This window comes from Amycolatopsis sp. NPDC051371 (genome assembly GCF_040682155.1).
Classification (GTDB): domain Bacteria; phylum Actinomycetota; class Actinomycetes; order Mycobacteriales; family Pseudonocardiaceae; genus Amycolatopsis.
Genome location: NZ_JBFBAG010000025.1, coordinates 127,606 through 148,131 on the forward strand (window position 1 = coordinate 127,606; position 20,526 = coordinate 148,131).

The window sequence follows — 20,526 nt, forward strand, 5'->3', positions numbered from 1 at the left end:
TCGGGACGGCCATAACTTCGCCAAACGACGCCGCCGCGGACCCCGGCGGGAGCGGGTCAGGTCCTGATCTTCGTCAAGACTTCACGAGTCCGGTCGCGTGCCGGGGATTCACTGGTGACGGCGGTGAGCTCCCGCAGCGCCCGCAGCTCCCACAGCGGGAACCCGAGCTCCTCGAACAGGCCGGCCGACGTCCGCAGCAGCCGCGCGGCTTCCGGCCCGGCGCCCTCGTCCGCGTGGGTGCGGCCGAGGCTGAGCAGGGTGTAGCCGGCTCCGCGGCGGTCACGCAGCTCCCGGAACACGCCCATCGCGACGCGCAGGTGCCACCGCGCACCGGCCGGGTCGCCCGCCCGGCGGCGGAGCTCGGCGAGGCTGCGGTGGGTGTACGCGCCGGCGTGCCGGTGCCCGATCTGCTCGAACAGCCCCAGTGAGCGCGTCAGGCAGCGTTCGCCGTCACCCAGCTCCCCTGCCTCGGTGTGCAGATCGCCGAGGCTGCGCAGGACGTGCGCCTCCCAGTGCCGTTCGCGGGTGCGGACGGTGCCGCCGAGCGCGCCGGTGAGCAGGTCGGCCGCCTGGTCGCAGCCGCCGTGGCGGCGCAGGACGTCGGCGTAGCGCTTGGCGGCCTGGTCGTGCCGGCGGCCGTCGTCGCACTCCCGGGCGAGCAGCATGCTCACCTCGAAGCTCTCGACGGCGCGCCGCACGTCCCCGACGTCCTCGGCCAGCGACCCCAGCTGCGCCGCGGCGGCCGCCTGCCCCTGGCGGTCGCCGCACTCGCGCAGCAGGTCGAGGGCTTCGAGCAGCTCGGCCTCGGCGGCCCGCGGGTCACCGCCGTCGAGGTCGACGTCGGCGAGCGCGGCCAGCACCGCACCGGTGCCTTGCGGGTCGTCGAGCCGCCGGAAGCGGTTCTCGGCCATGACGAAGTAGTTCCGCGCCTGCCGTCCGTGGCCGTGCTGCAGGTGCACCGAGCCGAGGTTGTACAGCTTTTCGGCTTCCGCGTGCGGGTCCCGGCGACGGCGGGCCGCGGCCAGGCCCAGCACCGACACGGCGCGGGCGGCGTGGCCGAGCCAAGGCGTGCCGGCCAGCGCGGTGCACGCGTCGGCGAGGCGTTCGGTGAGGTCGTGCCAGCCGTGCGTGCCGGCCAGCCGCGCGGCCGCGGCGAGGTGCGCGGTCTCTTCGGCCGCCCAGGCCGCCGGGTCGGCCGCGACCTGCCGCAGCGCGGCGGGATCCGGCCGGGAGAGACCCGGTGCCGGGCGGCTCCGGACGGGCTCGGCCGGGGCGTGCGATCCGGGCAAACCGGCATCCCCGCGGGCGTGCTCGGCGAGGGCGAGGGTGACCTCGCACGCGCGGCGCAGCGCGATCGCGTCCGTCTCCGGCGGCGTCCCTTCGGTCAGGACGAGCCGGGCGAACGGGGCCACCGCCCAGTGCGTCCCGGCCACGTCCAGCAGGTGAGCGCCCGCCAAGGCATCGAGCCGGTCGCGGGCCTCGTCGAGCGGCCGGTCGAGCAGCGCCGCGGCGCACCAATCCGGCGCGGGGCCGGCGAACGCGGCGAGCAGGCGCAGGAGGTACCGGTCCGGCGCGGGCCGTTCGCGCAGCGCGGACGTCACGGCGGCCCGGACGCCGAGGTCGCCCGTGGTCAGCTCGTCAAGCCGGCGGCGGTCGTCGGCGAGCCGGGTGGCGAGGTCGGCGACGCGCTGGTTCGGCCGCGCCGCGAGCTTCGCCCCGGCGATCCGGACGGCGAGCGCGAGCCCGGCGCAGTGACCGAGAAGCCGTTGCACCGCTTCGGGTTCCGCTCGCAGTCGAGTCTCGCCGACGATCGCCGAGAGTAACGCCCAGGCGTCCTCTGTGGACAGTTCGGCAATCGGGACCGGCCGCGCGCCGCACAGGCCGGGCAGCTCCCGGCGCGCGGTGACCAGCGTCGCGCAGCCTGGCCCGCTCGGCAGCAGCGCCCGCACCTGGGCCTCGTTCGTGACGTCCTCCAGCAGCACCAGCAGCCGCCGGTCCGCGGTGTAGCTGCGCCACAGCCCGGTCAGGCCGGCGCGATCGGCCAGCTCCGCGGGGGTCGCGCCGAGCAAGCGCAGGAACCCGGTCAGGACGGTGGCCGGCTCGGCGCCCCGCAGCGACGCGGTCAGCTGGCCGTCGGCGAACCGGCGGCGCGCCCGCCAGGCCGCTTGGACGGCCAGCGCGGACTTCCCGGCGCCGGCGGCCCCGTGCAGCACCACCGGGCCCGGGCCGCGCAGGGCCCGGCCGACGTCGGCGAGCTCGGCCACGCGGCCGGTGAAGTCGGGCACCGCGGGCGGGAGCTGAGCGGGCGGCCCGGGCGTCGTCCAGTCGGTGCCGGCGATCCGGCGGTACACCGCGACGAGGTCGTCGCCCGGCCAGACGCCCGCCTCCTCCCAGAGCGCCCGCCGCGTCCGGCGCAGCACCTCCAGGGCCGATTCACGGTGGCCGACGGCGCCGAGCGCGGACGCGAGCCGGGCGGCGAACCGCTCGTCGGCGGGCCGGGCCGCGACGACCGGGTCGAGCCGCTCGACGACGGACCGGCCGTCGCCGTCGGCGAGCTCCAGCTCGACCAGCTGCAGCAACGCGGCCGAGCGCCGGTCCTCCAGCCACAGCTTGTGCGCCTCCAGCAGCGGCCCGCCCGCGACGTCGGCGAAGGCGTCACCCCGCCAGCACGCCAAGGCCCGTTCGAGCGCGCGCCGGCGCTGCGCCCGGTCGTCGGCGCCCGCGGACAGCAGCGTCAGGAAGTCGTCGGCGTCCAGCTCCCCCGGCTCGACGGCCAGCGCGTAGCCCCGGGGCCCCGAGCGCAGGCGCTGCCCGGCCTCGGCGGCCCCGAGGCCGGGCGAGAGCGTCTTGCGCAGTTTCGACACGGTGACCTGCACGATCGCTGCAGCGCTCGACGGCGCGCCGTCCGGCCACAGCTCGTCGACGAGGGTGTCGCGGCCGACGAACTGACCGGCGCGCGCGAGCAGGACGGCGAGCAGCCGCCGCGGCTGGGCCGCCGACGGCAGCACGACGGAGGCCGTCATCGGACCGAGGACCTGGAACCGCACGGCTACACCTCATCCGCGAGATCACCTGATCGCGCGGGGTGAATGTAGCCGCCCGGTGACTGGCATTGCGCTCGATCACCCGGATGGCCGACGACGTTGGTTCAGGTGTGCGCGAGCAACTTGTCCAGCAGTTCCGGGTTGTCCGCCAGCCCGGCCTTCAGCGTGTGCTCGCGCAGCGGCTTGAGGTCGCCGTACGGCTGGTTCGCCCAGTCCAGCCCGCCCTGCGGCGGCTGGGGGTCGTACTCGATGGCGAACTGGACGTTCGTCGCGATCTGCCGCCCGGCCAGCCGCTCCACCAGGTGCAGCGCCAGGTCGATGCCGGCCGAGACGCCCGCCGCGGTGATCACCCGGCCGTCCTCGACCCAGCGCTCGGCGACCGGCGTCGCGCCCAGGCCGGTCAGCAGGTCGCGGAACATCCAGTGCGTCGTCGCGCGCTTGCCTTCGAGGAGCCCGGCCGCGCCGAGGATCATCGAGCCGGTGCAGACGGACGTCACCAGCTCGGCGCCGGCGGCCGCGGTGCGCAGCCAGGCGAGGAGGCGCTCGTCCGACATCGCGTGCAGCGTCGGCACGGTGCCGCCGGGCACCAGCACCGCGTAGGGCGACGGCACCTCGTCGAAGGTGTGGCTCGGCGCGACGCTCAGCGGCGTGTCGGTGCCGACGGTGTCCTTCGTGGCGCCCACGACGACGGTCCGGTAGCCGGGGTCCATCTGGGCGAGGGCGCTCAGCACCTGGAGCGGGCCCACCAGGTCCAGCGGCGTCAGCCCGGGGTAGACGACGAAAGCGAGGGTCTTCTGCTCAGCGGTCATGGCCCTCACCTTGGCGCCGGGTCCCGGCCCTGCTGAGGATGATGTCCGAAATCCTGCGAACCGCGTCCGAAGGCCGGTCCGGCTGCTAGCGTGCGATCATGGCAGGCTCACCCAGACGGGTCACGATCGTCGGATTTCCCGACGTCGAGCTGCTGGACGTCGCCTGTCCCGCCGACGTCCTCGACGCCGCCAACCGCCACGGCGCCCGCCCGCCGTACGAGATCCGGCTGGCCACCGTCGACGGCCAGGCCATCCGCACGTGCTCCGGTCTGGTCCTGCAACCGCACCTGCGGCTCGACCAGGTGGCGGCCGACCTCGACACGCTGGTCGTCGCGGGCGGCTGGGGCAGCACGACGGCGGCGTCCGACGAACGCGTGCTGGCCCACATCCGGCGGCTGGCCCAGACCAGCCGGCGGGTGGCGTCGGTCTGCACGGGCGCCGAGGTGCTGGCCGCGGCCGGCCTCCTCAACGGCCGCCGCGCGACGACCCACTGGCGCTGGGCGGCGAAGCTCGCGGACGCCTACCCCCTGGTGACGGTGGACCCGGTGCCGCTCTACATCCGGCACGGCAACGTCTACACGGCCGCCGGGGTGACCAGCGGGCTCGACCTGACCATGGCGCTCGTGGAGGCCGACCACGGGCCGACGCTGGCCCGCGAGGTGGCCCGGTCCCTGGTGACGTACCTGCAGCGGCCCGGAAACCAGGCCCAGGTCAGCCTGTTCCTGGCCGGCCCGCCGCCGGAGCACCGCGAGGTCCGCGACCTGACCGCCTACATCGCCGAGCACCTCGACGAGGACCTCGGCACGCCGGCGCTGGCGGCCCGCGCGGGGATCAGCACCCGCCAGCTGACCCGTCTGTTCGACGCGCACCTGGGCACGACGCCGGGCAAGTACGTCCGCACGGTCCGCACCGAGCACGCGGCCAGGATGCTGTCCGGCACGGACCTCCCGCTGGCGACGATCGCCCGCCGCTGCGGCTTCGGCTCGACGGAGACGCTGCGGCAGGCCTTCCTCGACCACTTCGACACCCCGCCGTCGGCCTACCGGCGCGTCCACGTCCGCCAGGCCTACGGCTGACGCATCCGGACGAACCGGGCCGTCGGCGGCCCCTCGCGCGGACCCGCGGATCCCGCTGTCAGGATGTGCGCGTGGACCGCCCCGACCTCGACGACGACGCAACCGGCCCGATTCGCCGGATCACGGACGAGGTGTCCCCTTCGCCGGCGGGCACGCCCCGCAAACCCGTCCGCCGGACGCCTTCGGAAGGCGCGCGACGCGCCGCCGATCCCGCCCGCCGCCGCACCGACACGGGACCGCAGCGAGTCCAGGCGAACGGCACGCAACGCGCCACCGGGGACAGGCGGACCGAGACCGGACCCCAGCGGGTCCCGGCCAAGCCGCGCACCCCGAAAAAGCCGGAGCCCCCCGCCGAAACCGGCCACGGGCACGGCCATGGGCACGGACACGGCCCCGCCGCCCCGGCGTCGAAGCGCGTCCGGCTCCTGCTGATCTGGCTGCTCGCCCCGCTCGCCCTGGCCACCGTCGTCGGCATGATCGTGCTCTACCCGTGGGGCAAACCGGACCCGACGAGCGTCGTCCCGCAGGGCACGCCCGTGTCGGCGAACATCACCGCCACGAACACCGGGCCCTGCCTCGCCCAGGGCCAGGTCCAGGTCGGCGACCAGACGGACCCGAACGCGAAACCCTGCCTGACCACCGACCTCACCATGACCGACGGCCCGGCGAGCGGGAAGCAGCTCAAGCTGACCGTCCCGATCGAGCCCAGCACCCCGCGGTTCTCGGCGGGCGACGCCGTCGTGCTCGCCTACAACGGCGGGAACGCCGGCGACCCCGCGAGCTTCCAGCTCGTCGACTTCCAGCGCGGCACCCCGCTGCTCCTGCTCGCCGCGCTCTTCGCGGTCGCGGTGCTGGTGCTCGGCCGCTGGCAGGGCCTCGCGGCGCTCGTCGCGCTCGGCCTGTCGTTCCTGGTGATCGCGCTGTTCATCCTCCCGGCCATCCTCGCCGGCGAGAACCCGCTGGTCGTGGCCATCGCCGGGTCCGGCGCGATCATGTTCATCGCGCTCTACCTGACCCACGGCCTGACGGCGAGAACGTCGGCGGCCGTCCTCGGCACGCTCGCCAGCCTCGCCCTCATCGGCGTCCTGTCGGCGATCTTCTCCGCCGCGGCGTCGCTGACCGGGCTCGACGACAGCACGTCGACGCTCATCGGGTCGCTCGGCCACGGCATCGACTCGCGCGGGCTGCTGCTCGCCGGGGTCGTGATCGGCGCGCTCGGCGTGCTGGACGACGTCACCGTCACGCAGACCAGCGCCGTCTGGGAGCTTCGCCGCGCCAACCCGGACCTGAGCTGGCAGGAGCTGTACCGCTCGGGCCTGCGCATCGGCCGCGACCACGTCGGTTCGGCGGTCAACACGCTCGTCATGGCCTACGCCGGGGCCGCGCTGCCGGTGCTGCTGTACTCGTCGATCTCCGGCGTCGGGCTGGGTGCGCTCCTCGGCAGCGAGGAGATCGCGCAGGAGATCATCCGGACGCTCGCCGGCAGCGTCGGCATCGTCGCGGCCGTCCCGGTGACGACGGTCCTGGCCGCCCTGATCGCCTCCCGCGAGCCCGCCGGGTACCTCAGCAGCACCACGAAAGCCGTTCCGTCCCACCCGTAACACCGGCGCACCCCGGCCGCGCCGGACCAGCGAGAACGCGGTAGGAAGGCGGCAGCCGACCCGGGAGGCGCCATGTTCCTGCTCGCCGGTCCGCGGTACCTGGTGCGTGGTGCGCTGCGGGTGGTCACCGCCACCGTCCAGGCCGTCGAGTCCCTGCCGCGCATCGCCGTCGCCCTCGAGGACGTCCGCGCCACGCTGCACCACGTCGAGCGGCTCGCCGCGTACATCGCGCAGGAGGTCCCGGAGCTGGTCTACCAGCTCGAGCAGCTCCGCGAGGCGGACGAGGAGCTCAGTCGAGAGTCGCCACGAACCGGCTGACGGCCTCCATCGTGAACCGCTGCACGTACTTGCCCGACGGCGCCACCGACGCCAGCCGGTAGAGCGGGCGTTCCGCCACGCCGGAGCCGCGCGCCTCGGCCTTCAGCTCCGCGACCAGCAGCTCCCCGAACACGAGACCGTTCGCCTCGACGTTGTTCATCAGCGCGTTCGCCAGCTTCCGCAGCTGCAGGATGCCCAGCTCGCGGCCGCCGGTCCCGGAGAACACCGCGAGGTCGACCTTCCCGACCTTGCCGCGCTGGCCGGCGTTGACCAGCAGGCTCACCGTGCGGGAGCCCCGGACGTCGCCGATCACCAGGTCGAGGCGCGTCGCGGCGACCAGGTCGACCCGGCGCAGCCCCCAGGTGCGCACGAGCAGCGTCGAGCCCTCCAGCCAGACGCGGCGCCGGATGCTGACCGCCATGACGTACAGCAGCGGCAGCGCGATCACCAGCGCGACGACGAGCCCGATGAGCGTGCCGCCGATCAGGCCCGCGACGCCGCCGAACGCGGCGGCGACGATTACCACGCCGATCAGCCCCGAGATCCCGCGGCGGCGGCGTCCGCGCGGGTCCTCCTCGAACAGCGCCAGCCGTTCCGATGGCCCCTCTGTCTCCTGCTCCATGCTCATGCCCCCGTCCCGGCGAGGAACGGGTTGCCCGCGCGTTCCCGTCCGATCGTCGTCGCCGGGCCGTGGCCCGGCAGCACCACCGTGTCGTCCGGCAGGCTCTCCAGCAGGTCGCGCACGGACGCCGCGTCGGCGCCGCGGCCGACCGACCCGGCGAACAGCGTGTCGCCGGTCAGCGCGAGCCGCCCGCCCTCCGCCGTCTCCAGGACCAGCACCACCGAGCCGGGCGTGTGCCCGGGCAGGTGCCGGACGTCGAGGTCCAGACCGGCGAAGGTCCCGGCCTCGAGCGGGACGCTGTCGCCGTCGTAGAGCTCCGCGTCGCCCGGGTGCAGGTGCAGCGGGACGCCGTGGGCCGCGGTGACATCGGCGGCCGAAGCGACGTGGTCGGGGTGGCCGTGGGTGGCCACGAGGGCCGCCGGGACCAGCCGGTGCTCGGCGAGCGCCGCGGCCAAAGGCGCGACTACCTCCTGCCCGGGATCCACGACCACGCACGGCCCGCCCGCGGCCTCCGCCAGCAGGTAGCAGTTGGCCTGCAGCGGGCCGCTGCCGAACCCGACGACGAGCACCGAACGCCTCCCGGACATCCGCGCCGGATGGCGCCGATCACGATCGGGTTGAGACTAGCGGGCCCTGTACATGGTCCTCACAGGCTGTGCCCATACACTGCCGCTACCTCAGACGTGTGACACGAGCGGAAACCTGGAGGGTACGGGGTGGCGACCAACCAGCAGCGCCGCGAAGCTGCGAAGCGCAAACTCGAGCGGCAGCTCGATCGGCGTAAGGAGCAGCGGAAGCGGCGCCAGCAGATCGGCATCGGCGTGACGGCCGTGTCGGTGCTCGTCATCGCCGGCATCGTGGTCTGGATCGTGAGCGCCAACGGCGCGGACACCACCGACGCCGCGGCGCCCTCCTCTTCGGCCGCCCCGACGCCCACCGAGGTCCAGATCCCGACGCAGCGCACGGCGCTGCCGAAGCGGACGACGGCGCTGCCGAACCCGACGACGTGCGACTTCAAGGCCGACACGACGGGCAAGGCGCCGAAGAAGGTGAACCTGCCCGACGGCAAGAACGTCGCGTCGACCGGCACGGTGAACGTGACGCTGAAGAGCACCGCGGGCGACATCCCGCTGACGCTCGACCGGGCGCTCGCGCCGTGTGCGGTGCAGAGCTTCGTCAGCCTCGCGAAGCAGAACTTCTACAACGACACCATGTGCCACCGGCTGGGCACCGAGGGCCTGCAGATGCTGCAGTGCGGTGACCCGTCGGCGACCGGCGACCCGACGAACGACGGTCAGGGCGGCCCCGGCTACACGATGCCGGACGAGGCGTTCCCGGAGATCAAGTACGGCCGCGGCATCCTCGCGATGGCGAAGACGTCCGCCCCGAACTCCGGCGGCAGCCAGTTCTTCATGGTCTACGGCGACGCCGAAGGCCTCCCGGCGGACTACTCGGTGTTCGGCAGCATCAGCGACGAGGGCCTGAAGGTCCTCGACGCGGTCGCCAAGGCGGGCATCGCGAACCCGAACCCGCAGGACGGCACCGGGGCGCCGACGAAGCAGGTCAAGTTCACGGGCGTCACCGTCCAGTAGTGACGCGGCGCATCGAGCTGAACGGGGACCCGCTCGGCCCGGACGCCTTCGTCGCGGGGATGACCTCCTACGGTCACTTCACCGCGATGCAGGTGCGGGACGGGCGGGTCCGCGGCCTCGCGTTCCACCTCGAGCGGCTGGCCACGAGCACGCGCCTGCTGTTCGGCACCGACCTCGACGTCGACCTCGTCCGGTCCTACGTCCGGCAGGCGATCGCCGGCGAACCCGCGCTCTCGGTGCGGGTCCTGGTGCTCACGCGCTCGTTCGACGAGCCGATGAAACCGGAGATCCTGGTCCGCACGCTCCCGCCGCACCCGCCCGACCCGGCGCCGCTGCGCCTGGGAACCGTGCGCTACCAACGGGATCTGCCGCAGGTGAAGCACCTCGGCACGTTCGGCTTGATCTACCACTCCCGCCAGGCCGAGCTGGCCGGCTACGACGACGCGCTGTTCGTCGATCCCGCGGGCCGGATCAGCGAGGCATCGGTCTGGAACACCGGGTTCCTGGCCGGCGACACGGTCGTGTGGCCGGAAGCCGCGGTGCTGCCGGGGATCACGATGCTGGCGCAGAAGGAAGCCCTGCGCCGGCTGGGCGTCCCGCAGGAGACGCGCGAGGTCCGGCCCGCCGACCTGCGCGACTTCGACGCGATGTTCGTGACGAACTCGGAGACCCCGGGGCGCGCGGTCGCCTCCGTCGACGACCTCGTGCTGCCGCCCGCGGACCGCGCGGTGGAGCTGCTCGCGAAGGCCTACGAAACCGTGCCCTGGGACGAGATCTGAGCCGCTTCCCGTTGTCTTGAATGAGTCGTTCAGGACCTCCCACGCCCTGAATGACTCATTCAAGACAACGCTGACCAGTCCCCACGGCCGCCACGCTCGCTCGCCGTGCGGCGGCGGCCTCGTCCGCACCCGCGACCTCCGACTCGCCGAGCCCGCGGCAACCGGGCTGGCGGCGCCGCGGCCACAGGTCCACGAAACCGCCTCATGGGACCAGGTCCGAACCGCGCCCCCCATAAGTCTTGAATGAGTCATTCAGGACCTCCCACGCCCTGAATGACTCATTCAAGACACCGCGGCCGCGACCCACCGCGCCCACGGCCGGCCGGCGAGACCCTCCCGACCCGCTCCGGACCGCAAGATCTGAACCTCGCCCGCCCCGGCCCCGTGTACAGGGGCAACACCGGGACCCGCCGGGGTCACCGGGGAGAGGGTGGGAGAACCATGGCCGGAAACCGGGTTCCCGCGGTGCGCCGCGTCCTCGGGCGGGCCGGGCAGGCCGGTGCCGCCGGTGTCCTCTTCGCCGTGCTCGCCGGCGGGCCCGCGCTCGCGCAGGCCACGCCGCCGCCTCCGGTCAAGTACTACATCGTCCCGCACGCCGACAACCCGGACGACATCACGCTGTTCAGGATCGCCGAGCGGGCCCTCGGTGACGGGAACAGGTTCCCCGAGATCTTCCGGCTCAACCAGGGCCGCCCGCGCCCGGACGGGACGCCGTTCACCGACCCCACCGCCATCGAGCCCGGACAGGTGCTGCAGCTGCCCGACGACGCCCGGGACCCCGCCGTGCAGTTCGGCCCCCTGCCGGCCGCTCCCCCGCCCGTTCCGCAGGCGAAACCCGCCGAAGAACCCTCCGGGCTCGGCGTCGGGCTCGCCTCGGCGGTCAGTGGCACCGGCGGTCTGCTCACCGGCCTGATCGCCGGGCTCTGGTGGCGACGCCGGCCGAGGCTCGTCCCGCCGCCGCCGTTCGAGCCGGAGCACCAGGAGGAAGACGACGGCTCGGGCTCGGTCAGCGGCACCCTGCCGCTCCCGGTCGTGCTCCCCGAGGTGCTGCGGCCGGAACCGATCACGACCGAGCTCGCGATCATCGTGCTCGGCACGGCCGAGACCCAGGTGGTCGCCGCGGTCCGGCCCGGCTCGCGGTTCCACTTCCGGCTCGGCGGGAAACCGGACTTCGCCGACAGCTCCACGGTGCTCGTCGTCGACGGGGAAGACGATCGGTCCTGAGCTGAACGGCTCAACCGGCGCCGGAACACTGGCCTTCGGCCCGCCGGTGCCGCGATAGTCGAACGATGACCTCGGATCCGTTCGGGACGCTGCGGAAAACGCTCTGGATCGGTGGGGCCCCGTGGACGGGCAAGTCCACCGTCGCACGGCTGCTGGCCGCGCGCCACGGGCTCGCGACCTACCACCACGACGACCGGACCCGGCCCGACACCACCCCGGCCGACACCACCCAGGCCGACGACGGCCCGGCTGGCGAGCAGCTGACCGCGGTGCTGGCCGAGTTCCGGCAGCGGTTCGAGTCCGCGCTGGACGAGCTGCGCGCGTGGGAGTCGCCGCGGCCGATCGTCGCCGAGGGCCGGGGCCTGCGGCCGGAGCTGGTCGCCCCGCTCGTGGACTCGCCGAGCCGGATGGTCGTGCTGGTGCCCACCGAGCTGTTCCGCCAGCACCAGCTGCGGCACCGGTCGGACGAGCCGGCGATCCCGCGGCAGCGCACCCGGCTGACGCGGGACCGGATGCTCGCCGCGCAGGCCGTGCGCTCGGCGCGGGAGCTCGGCATCCGCGTCATCGAGATCGACGGCCGGCTCGATCCGGCCGGCGTCACCGACGTGGTCGCCGAGCACTTCCGCGAATACCTGGATGCCTGAGCCCACCATTGGCGGAATCCGGGGCGACCACCGAAGATCGGTGATCGACATCCCTTTCCGCGCGGCGAAGGAGCTTCCTTGGTGTTCGAGAGAAGGCCGGCGCTCGCCACGGCACTGGCACTGGCGGCCACGGTCGTGACCACGATGCCCGCCGACGCCGCCGACCGCTGGTCGGTGAGCTTCACCGGCGCGGTGACCGCCGCGGTCGCCCGCACCGGGGACGGCGGCCTGACGTTCGCGGTGTCCCGCGGCGACGCGACCGTGCTCGCCCCCGCTCCACTGGGCCTGCGGACGAAGACCGCCGACCTGACCCGGGACCTGCGGTTCGTCCGCCGCACCGACCGGGTCGTCGACGAGCGCTACACGATGACCACCGGGAAGCGCTTGCAGCGGCACGCGCGGGCGGCGGAGACGACGCTGTCCTTCACCGGCGCGGACGACACACGGCTCGACGTCGTCGTGCGGGCGGCCGCCGACGGCGTCGCCTACCGGTACGTGCTGCCGGCCGGCGGGACGATCACCGGCGAGGCGTCGTCGTTCACCCTTCCCGCGGCGGCGCCGGCGTGGCTGCTGCCCTACTCCCCCAACTACGAGAAGGTCCGCGTCGAGACGACCGCGAGCGGCGCGGCCGCGGGCGACTACGGGTTCCCGTCGCTGTTCGACACCGGCGACGGCGGCTACACGCTGCTGACCGAGTCCGATGTGGACGGTCGCTACTCGGGCGCCCGGCTGACGCACCCGGCCGGGACTTCCGGCTACGCGATCAAGCTCGCCGACGCCGCCGTCACCGGGTCCGGGCCGTTCACCACGCCGTGGCGGGTGGCGATCACCGGCGACCTGGCGACGGTCACCGAGTCCACTTTGGTCGACGATCTCGCACCGCCGTCGAAGCTGGCCGACACGTCCTGGGTCCGGCCGGGCAAGGTCGCGTGGTCGTGGCTGTCCGAACACGACAGTCCGAGCGATCCCGTGCGGCAGAAGCAGTACGCCGACTTCGCCGCGCGCCACGGCTGGCCGTACCTGCTCATCGACGAGGGCTGGGACGCCTCCTGGGTACCGGACGTCATCCGCTACGCCCGCGCCCGCGGCGTCGAGGTGATCCTCTGGTTCCGTTGGAACACCCTCGACACCCCGGCCGAGCGCGCGAAGTGGCTGCCGCTGGTCAAGTCGTGGGGCGCGGCCGGGATCAAGGTCGACTTCATGGACTCCGACACGCAGGCGCGGTTCGGGTTCTACGACGCCATCGCGCAGGCGACCGCGCGACAGCAGCTGATGATCAACTTCCACGGCGCGACCATCCCGCGCGGCTTCCAGCGGACCTGGCCGCACGTGATGAGCTTCGAAGCCGTCCGCGGCGCGGAGCAGTTCAAGACGCGGGCCGCGACCAACACGATGTTCCCGTTCACCCGCAACGTCGTCGGCAGCATGGACTACACGCCGACCGCCTTCGTCGTGTCCGATCGCGACACCACCGACGCCCACGAGGTGGCGACGTTCTTCGTCTACGAGTCGGGCTGGCAGCACGGCGCGGACAAGCCGGAGAACTACGAAGCCCGCCCGGAAGCCCTCCACACGCTCGACCAGCTGCCGACGGTGTGGGACGAGACCCGGCTGCTGTCCGGGCGGCCCGGACGGGAAGCCGTGTTCGCGCGCCGCTCGGGTGACCGCTGGTTCGTCGGCGGCATCGAGGCGGGCCCGGCCACGAAGGTGACGGCGCCGCTGGACTTCCTCGGCCACGGCCGCTGGCTCGCCGACACCCTGCGCGACGGGCCGTCCGGGCTGCTGCGCGAGAAGTCGACGGTCACCGCGGGCGGGCAGCTGACCGTGCCGGTGGCCGCGAACGGCGGGTTCGTCACGGTCCTCTGCCCCGCACAACCGGGCCGGACGTCCTGCGACCAGGAGGTCCGGCAGGTGCCCGCGACCCGGCTGAGCGTCACGCCGGAAACGGCGGAGGGCACGAGCGTCGAGGTCTCGGCGACCTTCGAACTGCCTCGCGGTGGTGCGTCGCTGTACGACGTCGACCTGGCACCGATCACCCCGGCCGGCTGGCGGGTGACCGGGGAGCCGGTCCACCGGCCGGTGCTCTCCGCCGGCCAGACGATGTCGGGGACCTGGCGGTTCACCGGCGGCCCGGCCGGCACGACGGACCTGCCGATCGCGGCGGTCTACCGCTTCCGCGGCGACCCGGAGAACCGGCCGGTGCACGTCGAGGGCGCCACCAGCGCCTTCATCCCGCCGCCGGCGCCCACCGGCACCGCGCAGGTCAGCGGGCTGCCGTTCCTTGCGCAGTCGAACGGCTGGGGCCCGGTGGAGCGCGACCGGTCCAACGGCGACACCGCCGAGGGTGACGGGCAGCCGCTGACCATCGCCGGGCAGACGTACGCGCGCGGCCTGGGCACGAACTCGCCCAGCTCGGTGACGGTCTGGCTCGGCGGCGCGTGTACGGCGTTCTCGGCGGTCACCGGTCTCGACGACGAGGTGGGCAAGGAGGGCTCGGTGGCGTTCCGGGTCGTGGGTGACGGCCGGGTCCTGGCCGAGACGCCGGTGCTGCGGGACGCCGACGGCGCGGTGCCGCTGACGGCCGACGTCACCGGCGTCCGGAAGCTGACGCTGGAGGTGACGGACGGCGGCGACGACAACGACTCCGACCACGCCGACTGGGCCGACGCGACGGTGACCTGCACCTGACTCAGCGGTGGGTGAAGCGCGGCGGGCGCCGCTCGAGGAACGCGGCGACGCCCTCCGCGTAGTCCACGCCGTGCAGCGCCTCGGATCGGATCTCGTCGACCTCCGCGTCCGAGGTCTGCTGCCCCGCCACGATCTTCTCGATGATCCGGTTCATCCCGCGGATCGACGCCTGCGAGCGCGAGCAGAGCGTCGAGACGAACTCCAGCGTCGCGGTCTCCAGGTCGCCAGGAGCGAAGACGTCGTTGAGCAGCCCGATTTCGCGGGCCCGGTCCGCCGTGATCAGCTCGCCCGACAGCAGGAAGTACTTGGCGTGCGCCGGGCCGACCAGCGACACCAGCTGGCGCGTCGAGTCGAAGTGGTAGACGATGCCGAGCTTCGCCGGGGTGATGCCGAACCGGGACCCTTCGGCCGCGAAGCGGAAGTCGCACGCCACCGACACCTGGCAGCCGCCGCCGATGCAGTTGCCCTGGATCATCGCCACCGACGGCTTGCGCATCGCGGTCAGCGCCGCGACCGCGCCTTCGACCGCCTTGTCGTAGCTCGCCGCGCCGTCGGCCGTGGTGCGCAGTTCGCCGAACTCGCTGATGTCCGCGCCTGCCGAAAAGTGCTTCCCCGCGCCCGCGATCACGAGCACCTTCAGCGCCGGGTCGGCTTCCACCTCGGCCACCACGTCCGGGATCGCCGACCACATGCCGTAGGTGATCGCGTTCATCTTCTCCGGGCGGGTCAGCGTGAGCCGGGCGACTTCGCCGTCGCGCGTCAGGTCGAATCCGTCGGTCATGAACCGCACCCTAGCTTCTCGCCCTGAGCGAAAACTGCGGTGTGTGACACGGTCGAGTCGCTAGCTTGGGGCCATGGCGATGATCGAGGTGGACGGGACGGCGTTCGGCTACGACGAAGCGGGCGAGGGGCCCGCGGTCGTGCTGCTGCACGCCGCGATCGGCGACCGCCGGATGTGGGACGCCCAGTTCGCCTCGCTCGCCGCCACGCACCGGGTGATCCGCTACGACCGCCGCGGCTTCGGCGAAACCGCCGACGGCCCCGGCGAGTACGCCCACTACGAAGACCTGCTGGCCCTGCTCGATGCCCGGGGGATCGAGCAGGCCGCGCTGGTCGGGGCGTCGATGGGCGGGGCGTGCGCGCTGGACGCCGCCCTGGCCGCGCCGGAGCGGATCACCCGGCTCGTGCTGCTCGGCTCGGGCCTGACCGGGCACACCTGGCCGGACCACATGCAGGCGGACTTCGTGCGGTTGGCCGCGGAGGCGGTCCCGGCCGACCGGTACGCCCGCTACCTCGCCCGGGAGGCCACCCCCGACCCGGCGGACGTGCGCGCGATGGCCGACGCCAACCTCCGCTACCTCGTCGCCGGCCCGGGGCGGGACGTCTCGGTGCTGCCGGCCGAAATGGTCGCGCGGGTACGGGAAATGTGCGAACAGGTGTACCGGCACGACTGGACGGCTCCACAGTGGACGGAGCGGATCCCGGACACCCGGCACCGGCTCGGCGAGATCGCGACCCCCGCCCTCGTGGTGATCGGGACGGCGGACGCGCGCGGCCTCGTCGAGCTTTCCCACCACCTCGCGGCGTCGCTGCCGAACGCGGAGCTGGTGGAACTGCCCGACACCGGCCACCTTCCGTCGATGGAACGGCCGGACGAGGTCACCGCGCTGCTGCGAAAGGTCCTTTGATCCGCCTCAGGTGAAGATCTTCTGCACCTGGTCGGAGATCTTCGCGACCAGCTCGGAGAACTGCACCGCCCCGCCCAGCAGGCCCTTGACCTTCTCCCAGCGGCTGCGCACCACCGCCGGCTCCGCCCCGTCGCCGGCGCGCAGGTCGCCGGCCAGGTCGGTCAGCGTGTCCTCAAGCACCTCCTGCTTCGCGAGATCCTTCCCGCGGACCTCGGTCGTCAGCCGCTCGATCAGCTCCAGCAGCGACGAGACCGTGGCATCGGCGGCGCCGCCCTCGATGCCGGTCTGAGTGATGCGGCCCGAGTTGTCGCCGCCGATGCTGATCTTGTTCGTGATCCGGTGTCCCGGTCCCATCAGGCCTCCGTTCCGGCCGGGCGGCCGGTCGTGCGGGGCGGGCGCGGGCGTGGGCCGCGCTGCCCGGTCTGGGTGATCGGGGCGCGGTTGTCGCCGCCGATGGTGATGTCGTTGTTGATGACGACCGCCGCCTGCTCCTCGAACTTCGCCGTCGAGAACCCGGCGTCGCCGAGCAGCTTGCCGATCGTCGGCAGGAGCCGGCTTTCGATGATCTTCTCGTACCGCTCGATGTCGACGAGCTGAAAGTAGTCGGTGAACAGGTTGACCGACCCGAGCTCGCGCAAGGTGTTCGCGGCGCCGTAGCGCTCCGGGTCGAGGACACCGGCCTCCCGCCTCGGCTGCCGGATCCACGACGCCAGGTTCGCGATCCGGCCGGGCAGGCTCGCCGGCAGCTCCAACCAGCCGAGCAGCCCTTGGCCGAACGGGCGCAGGGACTCCTGCCGCATCTTGTCCACGACGCGGTACTCGGCCCGGATCGGCGGCAGCATGAACGGCGTCCACTCGACGTACAGCGTCGTGTCGTCCACCGCCAGGTGCAGGAACGTCGTGAGCACGAGGTCCCGGTCCCAGGTCTCCACCTGGAAGCACAGGTAGTAGCGCGCCCACTCCTTCGGTTCCCGCCGGATCCGCTCGACCTCGGCCTCGGTCAGCCGGGTGTGCGGCGGGTACTCGATGTCCGGCAGGTAGGACGCGGCGTCGCTCTCCCCCACGTGGTCGACGAGTTCGGCCGCCGGGGTGAACACCGCCTCGGTCACGGTCAGTCCGCCGAGCCGGCGGTCCGGGGAGAGCGCGGCCGAGCGGCGGAGGTCCCCGATCGCGCCGCGGATCTCCTCGTACAACGTCTCGGTGGTGAGTTCACGGCGGTTCGCCGGGTCGGTCGCGTCGTCCTCGGTGCGCTCCAGCGGGATCGCCATCGACCAGGCGTCCCGGCGGAAACCCGCGCCCACGAACGGGTTGTAGCCGCGGTACACGACCAGGGGTGTGCCGGCGAACTCGTCGCCCCGCTGGTAGCGGCCGAGCTGCGCGCGGAAGTCTTCGGTGAACAGCCCGGTGAGGCTGCCGCTGTCGGGGGCGGGCGGCGCGAAGCGCTTGAAGCGCGTCGTCAGCAGGTTCCACAGCGACCAGCGCTCGAAGGTCACCACCATGAGCACGACCACGGCGAGCACGATCCCGATGACGAACCGGGCCGTGTCGCCGCCCGTGGAGTCGTCGTACTCGACGTCGGCGTAGTAACGCGACGAATACCGGCTCCCGGAGTCGAAGATTTCGTCCGAGTAGGCCAGCAGCAGCCAGGCGGCCACGACGGCGACGGCCAGCAGCGCGAGCGTCTTCGGGTTGAACGACCGCTCCATCGTGTTCGCGTTCTTGCCCGCCCGCGCGATCACGAGCACGACCGACAGCACGATCCAGCCGTAGAGCAGCGGGTTGTCCCACGACAGCCCGATGACGACGGCCATGAGCAGCACGAGCAGGCCGTCGTAGTTCTTCCGGCGAGCACGCGCCCGCACCGCCTCGGTGAGCACGCGGCCCGCGTCGAGGCCGGGCGACGGCGGCACCGGCCGGGTCGGCTCCACGAGGAACTCGGTGATCGCCCGCGTGCTGTAGCGGGGATCGAGGTAGGAGGCCGCGCACAGGTAGCGCGTGGTGTCGTCCGCCGAGCCAGGGGACATGCTGCTCCCTCGGGGTTTCCGGAAAAGCGACCTGCAATTTGCGAACCGTAGCATGCACAACCGGGACAGCTGACGGTATTTCGGACACCGGCGTTCGCCGCGGAATTGCCCGGAAAGCTTCGTTCGACAATTTTTTCGCGTGCGTTCGGATCGGTTACGACAACAGCTTCGCGGTCAGCTCCCCGCGGCTGCGGACGTCCACCTTGCCGAACACGGACTTGAGGTGGTCCTGCACAGTGTGCGCCGAGATCCCGAGCCGGCCGGCGATGTCCGAAGTGGACCGCCCCGCGAGAACCTCGCGGCAGACGTCGCGTTCGCGCGCGGTCAGACCGTAGGCCGCGAGCAGCACGCTCACCAGCTCGGCCCCCGACGCGCGGCCGACCGTCACCACCGTCTCGTCGTCTTCCGGCCCCGTGACCAGCCGGCTCGCGTGCAGCACGATCCAGCCGCCGCGGGCGTCGCGGACCCGCGCGCGGAACGTTCCGGTCGCCGCCGCCCGCGCACCGGTCACCACCGCGCGCAGCAGCACCGCGAACCGGCCGGGGGCGATCGCGTCCAGTTCGGACCGCCACGCCGCGGCCGCCGCGGTGGCCGCCCGCTGCCGGCCGTCCGGACCGGCCACCACGATCGCCGGGTCCGCCCGCTCCCCCGCGTCACGGGTGCGCGCGGCCACCCGCGTCGCCGCCGCCACCGCCGGCGCGATCGCCGTCAGGAACTCGACTTCGCGGTCGCTGAACTCGCCGCTGCGCACCAGGCCGGCCGCACCCCACGAAGTCCCGTCGACCCGGAACACCACGCGCAGCTCGTGGCCGAGGCCCAGCGGCCGCCAGACCTCGTTGAGCCGCCCGGACCGCTCGACGTCCCGGCGCGGCAGGTCCGAGAGCCGGGCCGCCGGTACCGGACGGGCGGCCAGCTCGGCGAACGTGTGGGGCTGGGCGCCGTCGTATTCGTAGGTCGCCAGCAGCGGCTCGTACTGCCCCGGGATCCGGGCCCGGCCGCTGGTCATCGAGCTGATCACCGCGGTGTCCGGGTCCAGCGACGCCCAGCACGTCAGCTCCGCGGGCACCACCCGCTCGACCAGCTCGATGACGGCGGCGTGCAGCTCGACGACGCCGAGGCCCGCCGTCGCGAGTGCGGCGATGTCGCGCCGCGCGCCCTGCGCCCGACCCTCCCACATAGAGGCAGTATGCGCCGGGCCGTGACCCCCGGGTATCCCACGATTCCGGGATGGTCCGCCGCTCCCCCCGGTTCCTAGCCTCGGCGGCATGACCCATTTCAGCGCCCCGGGCGAAGGCCCGGAACTCGATTCGAAGGACGCGCGGATCACCGTCAAGGTCGGCGCCGAGCACACCGGCGGCGCGTACGAGCTGTTCGAGGTCGACGCGCCCCGCGGGCCGTCGGTCCCGCCGCACGCCGAGCCCTGGGCGAAGAGCTTCTACGTGCTGCACGGGCGCATCACCGTCTACGTCGACGGCGAGCTGCACGACCTCGGCCCCGGCGCGTCGATCAGCATCCCGGCGGGCGCGGTCAACACCTTCACCGTGCACACGCCGTCGGCGCAGTTCCTCGCCGTCGGCCTGACCGCCGGGATGGGCCGCTTCTTCCGCGACGTCGACCAGGCCTCGCCGGATCGGATACCGGAAATCGCGAGCCGGCACGGCGTCGAGCTGGCGCAGCCGTGAACGCCGTCGTCCAGGTCTTCGCCGGGATCGCGGTGCTGGTGCACCTGCTCGCGTTCACGTGGGAAGTCGTGCTGTTCGAACGGCCGGGCGTGCACCGGGACATCTTCGGCATCCCGACCGAGAACCTGCCCGCGACCCGGCTGTGGTCGTTCAACGTCGGGTTCTACAACCTCTTCCTCGCCGCCGGCCCGATCACCGGGCTGATCCTGCTGCACACCGGGAACGTCGAGGCCGGGCGCGCCCTGGTGCTGTACTGCTGCGGGTTCATGGCGCTGGCCGGGGTTGCGCTCGGGGTGTCGGACCTGCTGGCGCTCAGCCGTCCCCGCGGCGCCGGCCGCGGTGGCGCGCTCGCGCAGACCGTGCCGCCGCTCGTCGCGCTGGTCGCGGCCCTGTTCTAGCCGGGCTCGGTCAGCTGCTCGCTCCAGGCCCGGATGGCCGCGGCCTGTTCGGGCTCGAGCCGGTCGAGGACGAGCCGGCGGATGTTGGCGCCGTGGGCCCGGGTGGCCCTCTCCGCCGTACGACGGCCCTCGCCGGTCAGCTCGACTCCGGTGCGCCGGCCGGTGGCGCCGTCCTCGATCCGCGCCACCAGGCCGCGGTTCTCCATCCGCGTCAGCAGGTGCGCGACGCGGCTCTTCTCCCAGTTTGTAGATTCGGGTCGCCGCGCTCATAGGAGCACCGCGGCTTCTTCGGCCTCGCCGGCTGCGGCGCCGCCGCCGTCATCGGGTGGCGGACCGC

General features: G+C 73.3%; 20 protein-coding genes. 11 read left to right on the forward strand and 9 right to left on the reverse strand.

The genetic code is table 11. The annotated features are described in order from the left end of the window. Window positions 1-56: 56 nt before the first annotated feature. Both AB0M59_RS28635 and AB0M59_RS28640 read right to left on the reverse strand, forming a co-directional pair. A complete protein-coding gene (locus tag AB0M59_RS28635) occupies window positions 57-3,047 on the reverse strand; it encodes a BTAD domain-containing putative transcriptional regulator (protein ID WP_364620929.1) in 2,991 nt (996 codons plus the stop codon). A gap of 101 nt (window positions 3,048-3,148) precedes the next feature. Next, the gene (locus AB0M59_RS28640; protein ID WP_364620931.1) at window positions 3,149-3,853 is read right to left on the reverse strand and encodes a DJ-1/PfpI family protein; all 705 of its coding nucleotides are present in this window, start codon (window positions 3,851-3,853) and stop codon (window positions 3,149-3,151) included. 98 nt (window positions 3,854-3,951) lie between these two features. On the opposite strand from AB0M59_RS28640, the gene AB0M59_RS28645 reads away from it, so the two are divergent. From AB0M59_RS28645 to AB0M59_RS28655, 3 genes are all read left to right on the forward strand, one after another. Beyond that, entirely contained in the window at window positions 3,952-4,929 is a 978-nt protein-coding gene (locus AB0M59_RS28645) for a GlxA family transcriptional regulator (RefSeq protein ID WP_364620934.1), read from the forward strand. A 71-nt stretch (window positions 4,930-5,000) separates the two neighbouring features. Next, window positions 5,001-6,530 carry a YibE/F family protein gene (locus tag AB0M59_RS28650; protein WP_364620937.1) on the forward strand — a complete coding sequence of 510 codons (1,530 nt, stop codon included), beginning with the start codon at window positions 5,001-5,003 and terminating at the stop codon, window positions 6,528-6,530. A gap of 72 nt (window positions 6,531-6,602) precedes the next feature. Continuing rightward, window positions 6,603-6,848, forward strand: coding sequence for a hypothetical protein (locus AB0M59_RS28655; protein WP_364620940.1), 246 nt, complete (start codon window positions 6,603-6,605; stop codon window positions 6,846-6,848). Here AB0M59_RS28655 and AB0M59_RS28660 read toward each other — a convergent pair. Both AB0M59_RS28660 and AB0M59_RS28665 read right to left on the reverse strand, forming a co-directional pair. Continuing rightward, the gene (locus AB0M59_RS28660) at window positions 6,820-7,476 is read right to left on the reverse strand and encodes a hypothetical protein (protein ID WP_364620942.1); all 657 of its coding nucleotides are present in this window, start codon (window positions 7,474-7,476) and stop codon (window positions 6,820-6,822) included. The genes AB0M59_RS28655 and AB0M59_RS28660 overlap by 29 nt on opposite strands. Beyond that, window positions 7,473-8,039: an MBL fold metallo-hydrolase gene (locus AB0M59_RS28665; RefSeq protein WP_364621021.1), complete on the reverse strand. Its 567-nt coding sequence runs from the start codon at window positions 8,037-8,039 to the stop codon at window positions 7,473-7,475. Before AB0M59_RS28665 ends, AB0M59_RS28660 begins: the two co-directional genes overlap by 4 nt. 147 nt (window positions 8,040-8,186) lie before the next feature. Here AB0M59_RS28665 and AB0M59_RS28670 point away from each other — a divergent pair, with 147 nt between their 5' ends. The 5 genes from AB0M59_RS28670 (at window position 8,187) to AB0M59_RS28690 (ending at window position 14,397) form a co-directional block, all read left to right on the forward strand. Then, the gene (locus tag AB0M59_RS28670; RefSeq protein WP_364620945.1) at window positions 8,187-9,062 is read left to right on the forward strand and encodes a peptidylprolyl isomerase; all 876 of its coding nucleotides are present in this window, start codon (window positions 8,187-8,189) and stop codon (window positions 9,060-9,062) included. After that, entirely contained in the window at window positions 9,062-9,841 is a 780-nt protein-coding gene (locus AB0M59_RS28675; RefSeq protein WP_364620948.1) for an aminotransferase class IV, read from the forward strand. Before AB0M59_RS28670 ends, AB0M59_RS28675 begins: the two co-directional genes overlap by 1 nt. A gap of 441 nt (window positions 9,842-10,282) precedes the next feature. Then, window positions 10,283-11,065: a hypothetical protein gene (locus tag AB0M59_RS28680; RefSeq protein WP_364620951.1), complete on the forward strand. Its 783-nt coding sequence runs from the start codon at window positions 10,283-10,285 to the stop codon at window positions 11,063-11,065. A gap of 65 nt (window positions 11,066-11,130) precedes the next feature. Then, window positions 11,131-11,709 carry a hypothetical protein gene (locus tag AB0M59_RS28685; RefSeq protein WP_364620953.1) on the forward strand — a complete coding sequence of 193 codons (579 nt, stop codon included), beginning with the start codon at window positions 11,131-11,133 and terminating at the stop codon, window positions 11,707-11,709. Window positions 11,710-11,790: 81 nt separating this feature from the next. Further along, on the forward strand, window positions 11,791-14,397 hold the full coding sequence (locus AB0M59_RS28690; RefSeq protein WP_364620955.1) for a glycoside hydrolase family 97 catalytic domain-containing protein: 2,607 nt from the start codon (window positions 11,791-11,793) through the stop codon (window positions 14,395-14,397). A gap of 1 nt (window position 14,398) precedes the next feature. Here AB0M59_RS28690 and AB0M59_RS28695 read toward each other — a convergent pair whose 3' ends face one another. Next, window positions 14,399-15,178 (reverse strand): enoyl-CoA hydratase-related protein, encoded by a 780-nt coding sequence (locus AB0M59_RS28695; protein WP_364620957.1) that lies wholly within the window; start codon window positions 15,176-15,178, stop codon window positions 14,399-14,401. Window positions 15,179-15,251: 73 nt separating this feature from the next. On the opposite strand from AB0M59_RS28695, the gene AB0M59_RS28700 reads away from it, so the two are divergent. Next, window positions 15,252-16,085, forward strand: coding sequence for an alpha/beta hydrolase (locus tag AB0M59_RS28700; protein ID WP_364620958.1), 834 nt, complete (start codon window positions 15,252-15,254; stop codon window positions 16,083-16,085). Window positions 16,086-16,091: 6 nt separating this feature from the next. Here the strand turns inward: AB0M59_RS28700 and AB0M59_RS28705 are convergent, their stop codons facing one another. The 3 genes from AB0M59_RS28705 to AB0M59_RS28715 all read right to left on the reverse strand — a co-directional run bounded on the left by AB0M59_RS28705 (window position 16,092) and on the right by AB0M59_RS28715 (window position 19,286). After that, window positions 16,092-16,439, reverse strand: a complete 348-nt coding sequence (locus tag AB0M59_RS28705) for a hypothetical protein (RefSeq protein WP_364620960.1) — start codon at window positions 16,437-16,439, stop codon at window positions 16,092-16,094. Continuing rightward, window positions 16,439-18,109, reverse strand: a complete 1,671-nt coding sequence (locus AB0M59_RS28710) for a hypothetical protein (RefSeq protein ID WP_364620963.1) — start codon at window positions 18,107-18,109, stop codon at window positions 16,439-16,441. Before AB0M59_RS28710 ends, AB0M59_RS28705 begins: the two co-directional genes overlap by 1 nt. A 154-nt stretch (window positions 18,110-18,263) precedes the next feature. Continuing rightward, complete coding sequence (locus AB0M59_RS28715) at window positions 18,264-19,286, reverse strand: helix-turn-helix transcriptional regulator (protein ID WP_364620966.1); 1,023 nt, start codon at window positions 19,284-19,286, stop codon at window positions 18,264-18,266. An 88-nt stretch (window positions 19,287-19,374) separates the two neighbouring features. Between AB0M59_RS28715 and AB0M59_RS28720 the strand changes: the two genes are divergently transcribed. Both AB0M59_RS28720 and AB0M59_RS28725 read left to right on the forward strand, forming a co-directional pair. Continuing rightward, window positions 19,375-19,791 carry a cupin domain-containing protein gene (locus AB0M59_RS28720; RefSeq protein ID WP_364620969.1) on the forward strand — a complete coding sequence of 139 codons (417 nt, stop codon included), beginning with the start codon at window positions 19,375-19,377 and terminating at the stop codon, window positions 19,789-19,791. Continuing rightward, complete coding sequence (locus tag AB0M59_RS28725; RefSeq protein WP_364620972.1) at window positions 19,788-20,189, forward strand: DUF1304 domain-containing protein; 402 nt, start codon at window positions 19,788-19,790, stop codon at window positions 20,187-20,189. The genes AB0M59_RS28720 and AB0M59_RS28725 overlap by 4 nt, the downstream gene beginning before the upstream one ends. Here the strand turns inward: AB0M59_RS28725 and AB0M59_RS28730 are convergent. Further along, window positions 20,186-20,395, reverse strand: coding sequence for a hypothetical protein (locus tag AB0M59_RS28730; protein WP_364620975.1), 210 nt, complete (start codon window positions 20,393-20,395; stop codon window positions 20,186-20,188). The genes AB0M59_RS28725 and AB0M59_RS28730 overlap by 4 nt on opposite strands. Window positions 20,396-20,526 lie beyond the last annotated feature (131 nt).

Bases quoted from the DNA above. Each gene is read 5' to 3' on its own strand.
- AB0M59_RS28720 (WP_364620969.1), top strand. From the start codon at position 19,375: ATGACCCATTTCAGCGCCCCGGGCGAAGGCCCGGAACTCGATTCGAAG.
- AB0M59_RS28685 (WP_364620953.1), top strand. From the start codon at position 11,131: ATGACCTCGGATCCGTTCGGGACGCTGCGGAAAACGCTCTGGATCGGT.
- AB0M59_RS28680 (WP_364620951.1), top strand. From the start codon at position 10,283: ATGGCCGGAAACCGGGTTCCCGCGGTGCGCCGCGTCCTCGGGCGGGCC.
- AB0M59_RS28710 (WP_364620963.1), bottom strand. From the start codon at position 18,109: ATGTCCCCTGGCTCGGCGGACGACACCACGCGCTACCTGTGCGCGGCC.
- AB0M59_RS28730 (WP_364620975.1), bottom strand. From the start codon at position 20,395: ATGGAGAACCGCGGCCTGGTGGCGCGGATCGAGGACGGCGCCACCGGC.
- AB0M59_RS28695 (WP_364620957.1), bottom strand. From the start codon at position 15,178: ATGACCGACGGATTCGACCTGACGCGCGACGGCGAAGTCGCCCGGCTC.
- AB0M59_RS28715 (WP_364620966.1), bottom strand. From the start codon at position 19,286: ATGTGGGAGGGTCGGGCGCAGGGCGCGCGGCGCGACATCGCCGCACTC.
- AB0M59_RS28700 (WP_364620958.1), top strand. From the start codon at position 15,252: ATGGCGATGATCGAGGTGGACGGGACGGCGTTCGGCTACGACGAAGCG.
- AB0M59_RS28645 (WP_364620934.1), top strand. From the start codon at position 3,952: ATGGCAGGCTCACCCAGACGGGTCACGATCGTCGGATTTCCCGACGTC.
- AB0M59_RS28640 (WP_364620931.1), bottom strand. From the start codon at position 3,853: ATGACCGCTGAGCAGAAGACCCTCGCTTTCGTCGTCTACCCCGGGCTG.
- AB0M59_RS28660 (WP_364620942.1), bottom strand. From the start codon at position 7,476: ATGAGCATGGAGCAGGAGACAGAGGGGCCATCGGAACGGCTGGCGCTG.
- AB0M59_RS28705 (WP_364620960.1), bottom strand. From the start codon at position 16,439: ATGGGACCGGGACACCGGATCACGAACAAGATCAGCATCGGCGGCGAC.
- AB0M59_RS28655 (WP_364620940.1), top strand. From the start codon at position 6,603: ATGTTCCTGCTCGCCGGTCCGCGGTACCTGGTGCGTGGTGCGCTGCGG.